This window comes from Burkholderia savannae, from assembly GCF_001524445.2.
Classification (GTDB): Bacteria; Pseudomonadota; Gammaproteobacteria; order Burkholderiales; family Burkholderiaceae; genus Burkholderia; species Burkholderia savannae.
Genome location: NZ_CP013418.1, coordinates 1,352,990 through 1,367,375, shown reverse-complemented (window position 1 = coordinate 1,367,375; position 14,386 = coordinate 1,352,990). Strand labels below are relative to the sequence as shown.

Sequence of the window (14,386 nt, the reverse complement as noted above, 5' to 3'; positions counted from 1 at the left end):
CTGGAGAATTCATGAGCACGCTGCATCAGGACAGCATCATCATCGACGGCCTGAACATTTCGAAGTTCGAACGTTCGGTGTTCGAGGACATGCACAAGGGCGGTGTGACGGCCGCGAACTGCACGGTGTCCGTGTGGGAGAACTTCACGAAGACGGTCGACAACATCGCGCTGATGAAAAAGCAGATTCGCGACAACGGCGAGCTGCTGACGCTCGTGCGCACGACCGACGACATCTTTCGCGCGAAGCAGGAAGGCAGGACGGGCGTGATTCTCGGCTTCCAGAACGCGCACGCGTTCGAGGACAACCTCGGCTACGTCGAGGCGTTCGCCGACATGGGCGTGCGCGTCGTGCAGCTTTGCTACAACACGCAGAACCTCGTCGGCACCGGCTGTTACGAGCGCGACGGCGGCCTGTCGGATTTCGGCCGCGAGGTGATCGCCGAGATGAACCGTGTCGGGATCATGGTCGACCTGTCGCACGTCGGCGGCAATACGTCGTCGGAGGCGATCGCGTTCTCGAAGAAGCCCGTCTGCTATTCGCATTGCCTGCCGTCGGGGCTCAAGGAGCATCCGCGCAACAAGAGCGACGAACAGTTGAAGGAGATCGCGGACGCGGGCGGCTTCGTCGGCGTGACGATGTTCGCGCCGTTCCTGAAGCGCGGGATCGACGCGACGATCGACGATTACATCGAGGCGATCGATTACGTCGTGAACCTGATCGGCGAGGACGCAGTCGGCATCGGCACCGATTTCACGCAGGGCTACAGCGTCGACTTTTTCGATTGGCTCACGCACGACAAGGGCCGCTATCGCCGGCTCACGAATTTCGGCAAGATCGTGAATCCGGAAGGCATCCGAACGATCGGCGAATTCCCGAACCTGACGGCCGCGATGGCGCGTGCCGGCTGGAAGGAGTCGCGCATCCGCAAGATCATGGGCGAGAACTGGGTGCGCGTGTTCAAGGAGGTCTGGGGCGCGTAGGCGTTCCGCATTCTTCGTTTTCAACCGATTCGATTCAGGACGCGCCCGCGCAACGAGCGACGGCGCGCGGACGATGCCGCGCGTGCGCGAAGACGCCGCGCGTTTCACCCCACGGAGTCACACGATGCAACCGCAACTGCCGATCGACGTCGATCCGAACACCGGCGTCTGGACCACCGACGCGCTGCCGATGCTGTACGTGCCGCGCCATTTCTTCACGAACAACCATACGGCGGTCGAAGAGGCGCTCGGCCGCGACGTCTACGCGGACATCCTCTACCAAGCCGGCTACAAGTCGGCGTACCACTGGTGCGACAAGGAAGCGAAGCAGCACGGAATCGCAGGGATGGCGGTGTTCGAGCATTACCTGAAGCGCTTGTCGCAGCGCGGCTGGGGCCTGTTCTCGATCGTCGAGGCCGAGCCGGAGGCCGCGCGCGCGAAGATCGAGCTGCGCCATTCGTCGTTCGTGCTCGCGCAGCCGGACAAGGTCGGCAAGCTCTGCTACATGTTCGCCGGCTGGTTCGCGGGCGCGATGGACTGGGTCAACGACACGACGCCGGAAGGCAAGCGCGCGCCGCGCGCGCAATCGAAGGAAACGCGATGTGCGGCCGAAGGCCACGACCATTGCGTGTTCGAAGTGTCGCCGCTTTCGCACTGACACGACATCTTCCACGCCAACGTCACGCTCACGAGAACGCAAGAGGTCGCCCGCGATGCGCTATCCCAATCTGTTCAAACCCTTGACGCTGAATCAGCTCACGCTGCGCAACCGGATCGTCAGCACCGCGCATGCGGAGGTGTATGCGGAGCCGGGCGGGTTGCCCGGCGATCGCTACATCCGCTACTACGAGGAAAAGGCGAAGGGCGGCGTCGGCCTCGCCGTGTGCGGCGGGTCGAGCCCCGTGTCGGTCGACAGCCCGCAAGGCTGGTGGAAGTCGGTGAATCTGTCGACCGACAAGATCGTCGATCCGCTCGCGCGGCTCGCCGAAGCGATGCATCGGCACGGCGCGAAGATCATGATCCAGGCGACGCACATGGGCCGCCGCTCCGCATTTCACGGCGAGCACTGGCCGCATCTGATGTCGCCGTCGGGCGTGCGCGAGCCGGTGCATCGCGGCAACGCGAAGATCATCGAGGTCGAGGAAATCCGGCGGATCATCGGCGATTTCGCGGCGGCCGCGAAGCGCGTGAAGGATGCGGGGATGGACGGCATCGAGATCTCGGCCGCGCACCAGCATCTGATCGACCAGTTCTGGAGCCCGCGCACGAACTTTCGCTCCGACGAATGGGGCGGCAGCCTCGAGAACCGGCTGCGCTTCGGCGTCGAGGTGCTGAAGGCCGTGCGCGAGGCAGTCGGCCGCGACTTCTGCGTCGGCCTGCGGATGTGCGGCGACGAATTTCACGAGGACGGCCTCGGTCACGAGCAATTGAAGGAGATCGCGCAGGCGATGTCCGAGACGGGCCTGATCGATTATCTCGGCGTGATCGGCTCCGGCGCGGACACGCACAACACGCTCGCGAACTGCATGCCGCCGATGGCGCTGCCGCCCGAGCCGTTCGTGCATCTCGCGGCGGGCATCAAGTCGGTCGTCAAGATTCCGGTGATGCACGCACAGAGCATTCGCGACGCGGGCCAGGCCGAGCGCCTGCTCGCGAGCGGAATGGTCGATCTCGTCGGCATGACGCGCGCGCAGATCGCCGATCCGCACATGGTCATCAAGATCCGCGACGGCCGCGAGGACGAGATCAAGCAGTGCGTGGGCGCGAACTATTGCATCGACCGCCAGTACAACGGCCTCGACGTGCTGTGCGTGCAGAACGCGGCGACGTCGCGCGAGGCGACGATGCCGCACGTGATCGAGAAGTCGCGCGGACCGAAGCACAAGGTCGTCGTGGTCGGCGCGGGGCCCGCAGGGCTCGAAGCGTCGCGCGTCGCGCGTTCGCGCGGCCACGACGTCGTGCTGTTCGAGAAGAACACGGAAGTCGGCGGCCAGATCGTGCTCGCCGCGAAGGCGCCGCAGCGCGAGCAGATGGCGGGCATCGTACGCTGGTTCGACATGGAGACGAAGCGGCTCGGCGTCGATCGGCGGCTCGGGGTCGAAGCCGACGAGAAAATGATCATGGCCGAGAAGCCGGACATCATCGTGCTCGCCACGGGCGGGCGCAGCTTCACCGATCAGGTGCCGGCGTGGGGCGTCGCTGACGGGCTCGCCGTCAGCTCGTGGGACATCCTGTCGGGCCGCGTCGAGCCGGGCAAGAACGTGCTCGTCTATGACGGCGTCAGCACGCATGCGGGCGCGGGCGTCGCCGATTTCATCGCGAGCCGCGGCGCGAATGTCGAGATCGTCACGCCGGACGTGAAGATCGCCGACGACTGCGGCGGCACGACGTTCCCGATCTTCTATCGCCGCCTGTACGCGCAGGGCGTGATCCACACGCCGAACTACTGGCTCGATCGCGTGTACGAAGAGGACGGCAAGAAGATCGCGGTGCTGCGCAACGAATACACGGAGGAGCAGGAAGAGCGCGCGGTCGATCAGGTCGTGATCGAGAACGGCATCGCGCCGAACGACGCGCTGTACTGGAAGCTGAAGCCCGAGTCGGTCAATCGCGGGCAGATCGACGTGCACAAGTTGTTCGCCGCCGAGCCGCAGCCGTGCCTTTCCGAGGCGCTCGGCAACGGCCGCTTCCTGCTGTTTCGCGTCGGCGACTGCATCTCGATGCACAACATCCACGGCGCGATTTACGACGCGCTGCGCCTCGTGAAGGATTTCTGACGATGAATCCGGCCATCCTGATCACCGCGCTGTTGTGGCTGTCGCTCGCGGGCCTCGCGTTCGCGGTCGCGAAGCGTTCGTCGTACTGGCGGCTCGGCCGCGCGAGCGCGCCCGGCGCATTCGGGCTCGCGAATCTGCTTGAGATTCCGAAGCGTTACTTCGTCGATCTGCATCACGTGGTCGCGCGCGATCCGTATATCGCGAAGACGCACGTCGCGACGGCGGGCGGCGCGCTCGCCGCGCTCGCGCTCGTGTTCGTCAACTACGGGCTCGCGATCTACTCGCCGTGGCTCGACAAGCTGATCTTTCTAGCGGCGCTTTCGATGCTCGTCGGCGCGGTGTTCGTCTGGCGCCGCCGCCATGCGAAGGACGTGCCCGCGCGTTTGTCGCGCGGCCCGTGGAATACGCTGCCGTGGCTGCTCGGCGCGTTCTCGCTCGGGCTCGTGCTGTTCATGCTCGTGCCGACGGCCGCGATGTCGGGCGCGTTCGCCGTGCTTTGCGCGATGCTGATCGGCGTCGGCGCGTTCGCGATGACGCTCGGCGCGGCGAGGGGCGGGCCGATGAAGCATGCGATCGCGGGTCTCCTGCATCTCGCGTTTCACCCGCGCCAGGAACGCTTTGCGGCGACACGCGAGCCGTACACCGGCAATGGCGCGGCGACGCCGCCGACCGCATTGAAGCCGTCCGACATCGAACACGACGAGTACGGCGTCGCGAAGCCGGCCGAATTCCACTGGAACCAACTGCTGAGCTTCGATGCGTGCGTGCAGTGCGGCAAGTGCGAGGCCGCGTGCCCCGCGTTCGCGTCGGGTCAGCCGCTCAATCCGAAGAAGCTGATTCAGGATCTCGTCATTGGGATGGCGGGCGGCACCGACGCCGCTTACGCGGGCAGCCCGACGCCCGGCATTCCTGTCGGCCAGCACGGCGGCGGCCCGCAGCGTCCGATCGTGTCGTCGCTGATCGAGGCCGACACGCTGTGGTCGTGCACGACGTGCCGCGCGTGCGTGCAGGAGTGCCCGATGCTGATCGAGCACGTAGACGCGATCGTCGACATGCGGCGCAACCAGACGCTCGTGCACGGCGCCGTGCCCGGCAAGGGCGCGGAAGTGCTCGCGAACCTGCGCGAGACGGGCACGATGGGCGGCTACGACGCGGCCGCGCGCTACGATTGGTCGGTCGATCTGAGCGCGCCCGTCGCGCAGCCGGGGCGCAACGTCGACGTGTTGATCGTGGCCGGCGAGGGTGCGTTCGACATGCGCTATCAGCGCACGCTGCGCGCGCTCGTGAAGGTGCTGAACCACGCGGGCGTCGATTACGCGGTGCTCGGCCGCGCGGAAACCGATACGGGCGACGTCGCGCGCCGGCTCGGCGACGAAGCGACGTTTCAGCAGATGGCGAAGCGCCTGATCGGCACGCTCGGCGCGCTGTCGTTCAAGCAGATCGTGACGGCCGATCCGCACGTGATGCACAGCCTGCGCAACGAGTACCGCGCGCTCGGCAGCCGCTACACGGTCAAGCATCACACGACGTTCGTCGCCGAGCTCGTCGCGGCAGGCAAGATCAAGCCGCAGGCGGCCGAGGCGCTGCGCGAGAAGCGCATCACCTATCACGACCCTTGCTATCTCGGCCGCTACAACGGCGAGACTGAAGCGCCGCGCAAGCTTCTGAAGACGATCGGCATCCAGGTCGTCGAGATGGAGCGTCACGGCATGCGCGGCCGCTGCTGCGGCGGCGGCGGCGGCGCACCGCTCACCGACATTCCGGGCAAGCAGCGAATTCCCGACATCCGGATCGCCGATGCGCGCGCGGTAAGCGCGGATGTCGTCGCGGTCGGCTGCCCGAACTGCACCGCGATGCTCGAAGGCGTCGTCGGCCCGCGGCCCGACGTGCTCGACGTCGCCGAACTCGTCGCCGCCTCGCTGGAGTGACCCGATGACCACGCTCAAACGAATCGATCCGCGCCGGCCGTTCGTCGTCACTGCGGCCGGACTCAAACGCATCACGCTCGGCGAGACGGGCGGCGCATCCGGCGACGCCGCGCGGTGGACGCCGCACGCGCACGGCGCGACGGCCACGAAGCCGGTGCGCGTCGTGCGGGACGCGAAGCGCGTGTTCCTCGTTGCCGCGCACAGCGAGCGCGGCGCGCTCGACGAGCACGTGCGCCAGACGCTCGCGGCCGCCGCGTTGCTCGCCGATGCGCACACGGAAGTCGCGCTCGTCGTGTTCGGAGAACTGAACGATGACGCCGGCGCGCTCGGCGCCGACACGCTGATCGTGCTGCGCGGCCTCGACCGCCGCGCGTTCGCGCCGGAGCGCGAGCTCGATGCGCTGCGCGCGTGCGCGGCGGCGCTGTCGCCGCAGCACGTGTTCATGCCGGACAACGCGACGGGCGACGGCGATCTCGGCCGACGCTATGCGGCGGCCACGAACGCGAGCGTCGCGACGCACGTCGCCGAAATCGCGGCGGATCACGTCGGCGTGTACGTCAACGCGAAACGCAGCTTCGCGACGCGCACGCTGCCCGACGTCGTGCTGCTCGCGCCGAACGCGGTCGACCCGAAGCTGCCGTTCGTCGGCGCGGCGCTCGAGCGCACGCTCGATGCCGTTTCCGACGCACGTGCTTCGTCCGTCGACCATTACCACGACCTGGGCCTCGAAGAGATCGACGCCGCGCAGGTCGCGCTAGAAGAAGCGGACTTCATCGTGTCGGCGGGCAACGGCGTGACCGACGTCGCCGCGTTCGAGACGCTCGCGGCAACCTTCGGCGCGGCGATCGGCGCGAGCCGCGTCGCGGTCGACAACGGGCATTTCACGCGCGACAAGCAGGTCGGCGCGACCGGCAAGACGGTCGACGCGAGCGTGTACATCGCGTTCGGGATTTCGGGCGCGGTTCAGCACCTGCAGGGGATCAAGGATTGCCGTCACGTGATCGCGGTGAATCTCGACGGCAGCGCGCCGATCGTCAAGCGCGCGAACCTGACGATCGTCGGCGATGCGCAGGCGACGATCGCCGCGCTGATCGACGCGGTGAGCGCGGCTCGCGCCACGCATGGGCGATCGAGCGCCGCATCGAGGGAAAGCGAATACATGGGAGCCGCTGCATGAACGCGAATCGCAAGCTGGCAAGCATCGCGGTGCTGGTGTCGGTAGGGCGCCATCCGGTGTCGGGCGCGCCGCGTTACAGCCGCAACGATGCGGCCGCGCTCGAGATCGGCCGCGCGTTGGCGGCCGAACATCGTGCGCGGCTCGATGTTATCCACGCGGGCGATCCGCGCAGCCCGGCGCTGGCCGACTATCTCGCGCTCGGCGCGGCGCGCGTCGAGGTGCTCGAATGCGCGGACGGCGACGACGCTGCCGCCGCGCTCGCCGAGCGCGTGCGCGGCCACGATCTCGTGTTGACCGGCACGCGAGCCGAAGGCGCATACGACACGGGCATGCTGCCGTACCGCATCGCCGCGGCGCTCGGCTGGCGGTTCGCGGGTGCGGCGGTCGACGTGAGCATCGACGCGGGACGCGCGACGCTGAGGCAATTCTTGCCGAAAGGCGTTCGTAGGCGTGTCGACTCGGCGCTGCCTGCCGTCGTCGCCGTGCATCCGCTCGCGAATGCGCAGCCGCGCTACGCGTATGCGCGGCTGCGCGCGGGCGAGGTGCGCGCGACGCGCGTCGCGGTGCGCCCGTCGACCGACGCCGCGCGATGGACGACGCGTCCGGCCGAGCGCAAGCCGGTGAAGCTCGCGGCGGCCGACAAGCGCTCCGGCCACGCGCGGATGCTGTCCGCGACGACGACTGAAAGCCGCGGCGGAAACGTCGTAATTGAAGGGAGTTCGGTCGAAAAAGCACAAGTGATCCTTGCGTATTTGCGCGAGCATCAGCTCATCGACTACTGAACGAGGCCTGTCGGCAACAACACCATGGATGCAAGGAATCCGGAGCAAACGATGAAAGTATCGACAGACATCCGCGCGCTGGTGGCCCGGCGAAAGGCGGGCTACAGCCTCGAAGCCCCGTTCTATCTGAGCGACCAGATCTTCGCGCTCGACATGGACGCGATCTTTCGGCGGCATTGGATTCAGGTGGGTGTCGAGCCGGACGTGCCCGAGCCCGGCGATTACGTGACGGTTCAGCTCGGCGCGGATTCGATTCTGATCGTGCGCGACGACGACATGGAGATCCGTGCGTTCCACAACGTGTGCCGCCATCGCGGCGCACGACTGTGCAACGAAGAAAAAGGCTCCGTCGGCAACATCGTGTGCCCGTATCACAGCTGGACGTACAACCTGACCGGCCAGTTGATGTTCGCCGAGCATATGGGCGAGAAGTTCGATCGCTGCAAGCATAGTCTGAAGCCCGTTCATCTGCAGAATCTCGCGGGGCTCCTGTTCGTGTGCCTGGCCGACGAGCCGCCTGCCGATTTCGCGACGATGCGCGCGGCGATGGAGCCGTATCTGCTGCCGCATGATCTGCCGAACACGAAGATCGCCGCGCAGGTCGACATCATCGAGAAAGGCAACTGGAAGCTGACGATGGAGAACAATCGCGAGTGCTATCACTGCGTCGCGAACCATCCGGAGCTGACCATTTCGTTGTACGAATACGGCTTCGGCTATCAGCCGTCGCCCGCGAATGCCGAAGGGATGGCCGCGTTCGAGCGCACCTGCGTCGAGCGCGCCGCGCAGTGGGAAGCACTGAGCCTGCCGTCCGTCGAGGTCGAGCGCCTGACCGACGTGACGGGCTTTCGCACGCAGCGGCTGCCGCTCGACCGCAGCGGCGAATCGCAGACGCTCGACGCGAAGGTCGCGTCGAAGAAGCTGCTCGGCGAATTCCGCCGCGCCGATCTCGGCGGGCTGTCGTTCTGGACGCAGCCGAATTCGTGGCACCACTTCATGAGCGACCACATCGTCACGTTCTCGGTGATCCCGCTGTCGGCCGGCGAGACGCTCGTGCGGACGAAATGGCTCGTTCACAAGGACGCGAAGGAAGGCATCGATTACGACGTGAAGAACCTGACGGCCGTCTGGAACGCGACGAACGACCAGGATCGCGCACTCGTCGAGTTCTCGCAACGCGGCGCGGCGAGTTCCGCGTACGAGCCGGGCCCATATTCTCCGTACACCGAAGGACTCGTCGAGAAGTTCTGCGAGTGGTACATCGACCGCCTCGCCGCGCATTTCGGCGCATAGCACGACGACGGAGCGCAACATGATGCGAGATGCCGCGAATTTCGAACCGGCCGACAGCCGCGTGACGCGCCCCGCGTTCTGGCAGGCGCTGCCGGAGCGCTGGACGAGCGACGTCGAGGAGACGCTCGTCTGCTGCCACGTGCGGCAGGAAACGCACGACGTGAAGAGCTTCTTCTTCCGTTCGCCGCAGGGGCGCGCGTTCTCGTTCGAGCCTGGTCAGTTCGTCACGCTCGAGCTCGACATCGACGGCGAGACGATCAACCGCTGTTACACGATCTCGTCGTCGCCCGCGCGGCCGCATACGATCTCGATCACGGTCAAGCGCGTGCCGGGCGGCAAGGTGTCGAATTGGCTGCACGACAACCTGCAGCCGGGCGCGCCGCTGCGCGTGCTCGGCCCGGCGGGCGAGTTCACGTGCGCACGGCATCCGGCGCGCAAGTATTTGTTCCTGTCAGCGGGCTCGGGCGTCACGCCGTTGATGTCGATGAGCCGCGCGCACCACGATCTCGCGGAGGATCGCGACATCGTGTTCGTCCACAGCGCGCGCACGCCGGACGACATCATCTTCGCGCGCGAGCTCGACCTGATCGCGTCGACGCATGCGAACTTTCGCGCCGCGTTCGTCTGCGAGCGGCTCGGCGCGCGCACGAACTGGCACGGCGTGACGGGCTTTCTGTCGCTGCCGCTTCTCAAGCTGATCACACCGGATTTCTTCGAGCGCGAGGTCTTCACGTGCGGGCCCGCGCCGTACATGAAGGCGGTGCGCGAGATGCTCGACGAAGCCGGGTTCGATCTCAGCCGCTATCACGAAGAGAGCTTCTCGTTCGAGACGCTCGCCGAAAACGGCGCGCGCACCCTCGACGGAGAAGCCGCATCGACCGATACGTCGAGCGACGCTTCGAGCGATGCGCAGGCGCGGCAATTCACGGTCGCGTTCGCAAAGAGCAATCGCGAGATCGCATGCGGCTCGGACCAGCACGTGCTCGACGCGGCGCGGCGCGCGGGCGTGCGTCTGCCCGCGTCGTGCACGCAGGGCATGTGCGGCACCTGCAAGGTGAAGCTCGTGTCCGGCCAGGTCGACATGAAGCACAACGGCGGCATTCGTCAGCGCGAGATCGATCAGGGCATGGTGCTGCTGTGTTGCAGCAAGCCGCTGTCGGATCTCGTCGTCGACAAGTGAGCGCGTCGCGGGCGCGCAAGAACGTGTCGTAAAAGAACGATACCGGGCAATTGTGATTGAAGAACCTAGAGAGGCCCTTCGCTTTCCGACAACCTCAAGGAGATCGATCATGAAATTCCTCGCGAAACTAATGGGTTGCGGCGTGCTGTCGATGATGCTCGCCGCCGTCGCGCCTGTGCAGGCCGATACGAAGCCGACGTTGAAGATCGGCTATGTCGAAGGCTGGGACGACAGCGTCGCGACGTCGAACGTCGCCGCGCGCATCATCGAGATGAAGCTCGGTTATCCGGTGCAGCTCGTGCCGGTCGCGGCGGGCGTGATGTGGCAGGGCGTCGCGCGCGGCGATCTCGACGCGACGCTCTCCGCGTGGCTACCCGTCACGCAGGGTGCGTACTGGGATCAGTTCAAGACGAAGGTCGTCAATCTCGGCACTAATTTCCCCGACGCGAAAATCGGCCTCATCGTGCCGAGCTACGTGAAAGCGAAGTCGATTGACGATTTGAACGCGGAGAAGGGCGAGTTTTCCGGCCGCATCGTCGGCATCGACGCGGGCGCAGGCGTGATGCGCAAGACCGACGACACGATCAAGGCATATGGTCTGAACTATTCGCTGATGCCGAGCTCGGGCAGCGCGATGACGGCGGAACTCGCACGCTCGATCCATGCGAACAAGGCGGTGGTCGTGACGGGCTGGGCGCCGCACTGGATGTTCGCGAAATGGAAGCTGCGTTTCCTCGACGACCCGAAGAAGGTCTACGGCGAAGCGGAACACGTCGATAGCGTCGTGAATCCCGCGCTCGAAACGAAGGCGAAGCCCGTTGTCGCGTTCCTGAAGAAGTTCCAGTGGAAGCCGGGCGAGATCGACGGCGTGATGCTCGCGATCCAGAACGGATCGAAGCCCGCAGCGGCGGCCGACGCATGGATCGCCGCGCATGGCGATCGCGTCGGCGAATGGACCGCTTCCGCGCAGTGACGTTCGTGCGCTCAGGCCCGTGTGGTCGGGCTTGAGCGGTTGGGAGAAAATTCGAAGGTATCCGAACTAATTCGCAAAAATAGCGGGTTTCCCCGCAGGATTTTTGACATTTTTCGACTCGCACAACGAAGTGTTGTTAAAATGTACTCTTGTGCGGAGTCTTCACAGGAGGATTTTGGATGAGTCAAGCAGGACTGCGCGCGCGCAGCACCAGCGAGATTGAGGCAACCATCTCACATGAAGAAAGAGGCCGCACGCTGCATCGTGGCCTCAGTTGGAAGGACGCATTTTGGGTAACGAGCGGCGTGCCGGCAGGCGTGCTGTTCACGATCGGCGGCGTGTGCGCGACGATCGGCCAGCCCGCGTGGGCGGTGTGGATCGCCGCGATCACGATGGGTTTGATTCAAAGCGCGACTTATGCGGAAATTTCCGGGCTATTTCCCCATAAATCGGGCGGCGCATCGGTGTACGGTGCGATCGGCTGGGTGCGATACGGCAAGTTGATCGCGCCCGTTTCCGTGTGGTGCAACTGGCTCGCGTGGTCGCCGATGCTCGCGCTCGGCTGCGGCCTCGCGGCAAGCTATGCGCTCACCAGCCTGTTCCCGGCGGACGCAGCGATCCTGCACTGGCAATGGACGCTCGCCAATCTCGGTTTCATCAAACCCGGCCTGAACCTGCGGGTCAACGCCACCTTCGTGATCGCGACGATCCTGCTGCTGATCACGTTCAAGTTGCAGCACAGCGGCGCATCGAAAGCCGCACGCACGCAGCGTATTCTCGGCATCGCGTCGTTGACGCCGCTTCTCATCGTCGGCATCGTGCCGTTCGTCACGGGCGACGTGCCGATGTCGAATCTCCTGCCGCTGTTGCCGCTCGGTCACGACGCGCAGGGCAATCTCACCGCCGCCACGTTCGGCAGTTGGAACGGGCAGGGCGTCGTGATGGCGCTCGGTGCGATGTTCATGGCCGGCTGGGCGTCGTACGGCTTCGAAACGGCCGTCTGCTACACGCGCGAATTCCGCGATCCGCGTCGCGATACCGCGAAGGCGATCTTCTGGTCGGGCGCGCTGTGCCTGATCGTGATGACGCTCGTGCCGATGGCGTTCCAGGGCGCGCTCGGCACCGCGGCGATGCTTGATCCGCGCATCGGTGACGGCACGGGCGTCGCGGCGGCGATGGCGCGCATCGTCGGCGGCGGCGCGTGGATCGCGAACGCGATTGTCGTGATGTTGATGCTGTCGATCCTTCTGATCGTGATGACGTCGATGATGGGCTCGTCACGAACGCTCTACCAGGCGTCGGTCGACGGCTGGCTGCCGAAGTACCTGTCGCACGTGAACGAGCACGGCGCGCCGACGCGCGCGATGTGGACCGATCTCGGCTTCAACCTCGTGCTGCTGCTGATGTCGGACTACATGACGGTGCTGTCGATCTCGAACGTCTGCTACATGTTGTTCGTCTTCCTGAATTTGCAGTCGGGCTGGATTCACCGGATGGATCGCGGCGGATGGGAGCGGCCGTTCCGTTGTCCGACGTGGCTGCTCGTGCTCGGCTCGATCTGCGGCTACGCGAATCTTGTCTACGTCGGCGCGGGCGCCGACCTGCAAGGCGCGGGTACGTTGCGCAACGGCTTGATCGCAATGCTGCTGATCGTGCCGGTATTCGTCTATCGGCACTACTGGCAGGATCGCGGTCGTTTCCCCGCGCAGATGCAGCGTGACATGGAACTCGTCGTGCCGGCGCGCCGCACGTGGCTGAATGCGGCGCCATACGCGGCGCTCGCGGCTGCCGTGCTGACGATCGGGATGTCTTATTACTTCGCTTGGGTTCGATAGCCGGCGTGCGCCGGCGGGGATGCCCGGATGCATTGGCGCATCCGGGCCGTCGCGAATCGGCGAACGCGCCGTGCGCGCTACTGGAACACCACGGTCCGGTCGCCGTTCAGGAACACGCGGCGCTCGATGAATGCCTTCACCGCACGCGCAAGCGTGATGCATTCGACGTCTCGTCCCACCGCAAGCAGTTGCTCCGGCCGGTACGAGTGATCGACGCGCTCGACCACTTGTTCGATGATCGGCCCCTCGTCGAGATCGTCGGTGACGAAGTGCGCGGTCGCGCCGATCAGCTTCACGCCGCGTGCATGCGCCTGGTGGTACGGTTTCGCCCCCTTGAATCCGGGCAGGAACGAATGGTGGATGTTGATCGCGCGGTTCGCGAGCGTCGCGCTCGTTTCGGGCGATAGCACCTGCATGTAGCGCGCGAGAATCACGAGCTCGGCGCCGCTCGTCTCGAGCACGTCGAGCCATTGCGCTTCCTGTTGCGCCTTCGTGTCGGCCGTGATCGGGAAATGCCGGAACGGCAGCCCGTGCTGCGCGGCAAGCGGTTCGAGATCCGAATGGTTCGACACGATCCCGACGATGTCCATCTTCAGCTCCCCCATTTTCCAGCGGAACAGCAGGTCGGCGAGGCAATGCTCGAGCTTCGACACCATGATCAGCACCTTCGGCCGCGCGGCAACGTCGTGGATCGCCCATTGCATGCGAAAGCGCGTCGCGATCGGCTCGAACTCGCGTCGCAGCGCGTCGATGCGCAGCGAATCGACGTCGCCCGTCGCATGGAACACGCAGCGCACGAAGAAGCGCTCGCTGAGGTCGTCGTCGAAGACGGTCAGCTCGTCGACGTAGCAACGATGCCGGTCGAGCAGCCCGACGACGGCGGCGACCTGGCCCGCCGCGCTCGGGCACGACAGCGTCAGCACGAACTGAAGGGGACGTTGTGGAACGGACATGTGTTTCCTCTGACTCGATGGCGTCTCGTGCCCGGCGCGAGTGCCGGGCTTCCGAGGCGACGCACAAGTTAATCAAGCCGGATCGAATGCGGATAGAACCGAATCGCCGCGCCGCTGGAATCGGCGCGCCAATGCGTGGGGCGTCACGCGCACGCGTCGGGCAACCGGCGGCGAAATGGCAGCGAAACAGCATCGAAGCAGCATCGAAACAGCGGCACGGCGCGCGCCTGCGGGCAAACGGGCGATTGCGGACGAGGCGCTCGAGCCGGCGAACGGGCAACTCGTCGAACCGAGCGAGAAGGGGATGCTGACGCAGGTCGAATGCGCGGTGCGAGGCCGCCAACGGATCGAATTCCTCGGCTGAGAGCCGCATCTGATGAATACGGCATCCCATCTCGTTCACCTGTCGGGCGGGGACGCGTATTTTGGCCCGACCTCCAGAGGCGCAATCGGCGACACCGCCGCACGCGCGGATTTCTCGAACCAGTGAGCGAATCTCTCGCGC

General features: G+C 65.8%; 12 protein-coding genes. 11 read left to right on the top strand and 1 reads right to left on the bottom strand.

All coding sequences use genetic code 11. The annotated features are described in order from the left end of the window. Positions 1 to 11: 11 nt before the first annotated feature. The 10 genes from WS78_RS27185 (at position 12) to WS78_RS27140 (ending at position 12,928) form a co-directional block, all read left to right on the top strand. The gene (locus WS78_RS27185) at positions 12 to 983 is read left to right on the top strand and encodes a dipeptidase (RefSeq protein WP_059578962.1); all 972 of its coding nucleotides are present in this window, start codon (positions 12 to 14) and stop codon (positions 981 to 983) included. Positions 984 to 1,107: 124 nt separating this feature from the next. Then, the gene (locus WS78_RS27180; RefSeq protein ID WP_059578959.1) at positions 1,108 to 1,641 is read left to right on the top strand and encodes a DUF5943 domain-containing protein; all 534 of its coding nucleotides are present in this window, start codon (positions 1,108 to 1,110) and stop codon (positions 1,639 to 1,641) included. Between the two features lie 55 nt (positions 1,642 to 1,696). After that, positions 1,697 to 3,760: an NADH:flavin oxidoreductase gene (locus WS78_RS38090; protein ID WP_059578956.1), complete on the top strand. Its 2,064-nt coding sequence runs from the start codon at positions 1,697 to 1,699 to the stop codon at positions 3,758 to 3,760. 2 nt (positions 3,761 to 3,762) lie between these two features. Next, positions 3,763 to 5,688: a (Fe-S)-binding protein gene (locus WS78_RS27170; protein WP_059578952.1), complete on the top strand. Its 1,926-nt coding sequence runs from the start codon at positions 3,763 to 3,765 to the stop codon at positions 5,686 to 5,688. Between the two features lie 4 nt (positions 5,689 to 5,692). Beyond that, the gene (locus WS78_RS27165; RefSeq protein ID WP_059578946.1) at positions 5,693 to 6,865 is read left to right on the top strand and encodes an electron transfer flavoprotein subunit alpha/FixB family protein; all 1,173 of its coding nucleotides are present in this window, start codon (positions 5,693 to 5,695) and stop codon (positions 6,863 to 6,865) included. Next, a complete protein-coding gene (locus WS78_RS27160; protein WP_059578942.1) occupies positions 6,862 to 7,647 on the top strand; it encodes a drug:proton antiporter in 786 nt (261 codons plus the stop codon). The genes WS78_RS27165 and WS78_RS27160 overlap by 4 nt, the downstream gene beginning before the upstream one ends. A gap of 24 nt (positions 7,648 to 7,671) precedes the next feature. After that, complete coding sequence (locus tag WS78_RS27155; RefSeq protein ID WP_100185421.1) at positions 7,672 to 8,940, top strand: aromatic ring-hydroxylating oxygenase subunit alpha; 1,269 nt, start codon at positions 7,672 to 7,674, stop codon at positions 8,938 to 8,940. Between the two features lie 19 nt (positions 8,941 to 8,959). After that, complete coding sequence (locus WS78_RS27150) at positions 8,960 to 10,120, top strand: hybrid-cluster NAD(P)-dependent oxidoreductase (RefSeq protein ID WP_059578936.1); 1,161 nt, start codon at positions 8,960 to 8,962, stop codon at positions 10,118 to 10,120. A 109-nt stretch (positions 10,121 to 10,229) separates the two neighbouring features. Continuing rightward, positions 10,230 to 11,093, top strand: coding sequence for a glycine betaine ABC transporter substrate-binding protein (locus WS78_RS27145; protein WP_038752661.1), 864 nt, complete (start codon positions 10,230 to 10,232; stop codon positions 11,091 to 11,093). Between the two features lie 179 nt (positions 11,094 to 11,272). Continuing rightward, a complete protein-coding gene (locus WS78_RS27140; RefSeq protein WP_059578932.1) occupies positions 11,273 to 12,928 on the top strand; it encodes an APC family permease in 1,656 nt (551 codons plus the stop codon). A gap of 77 nt (positions 12,929 to 13,005) precedes the next feature. Here WS78_RS27140 and purU read toward each other — a convergent pair whose 3' ends face one another. Then, the gene (gene purU / locus WS78_RS27135; RefSeq protein WP_059578928.1) at positions 13,006 to 13,881 is read right to left on the bottom strand and encodes a formyltetrahydrofolate deformylase; all 876 of its coding nucleotides are present in this window, start codon (positions 13,879 to 13,881) and stop codon (positions 13,006 to 13,008) included. Positions 13,882 to 14,056: 175 nt separating this feature from the next. On the opposite strand from purU, the gene WS78_RS38400 reads away from it, so the two are divergent. Further along, a complete protein-coding gene (locus WS78_RS38400) occupies positions 14,057 to 14,245 on the top strand; it encodes a hypothetical protein (protein ID WP_052145149.1) in 189 nt (62 codons plus the stop codon). The last annotated feature ends 141 nt before the right edge of the window (positions 14,246 to 14,386 follow it).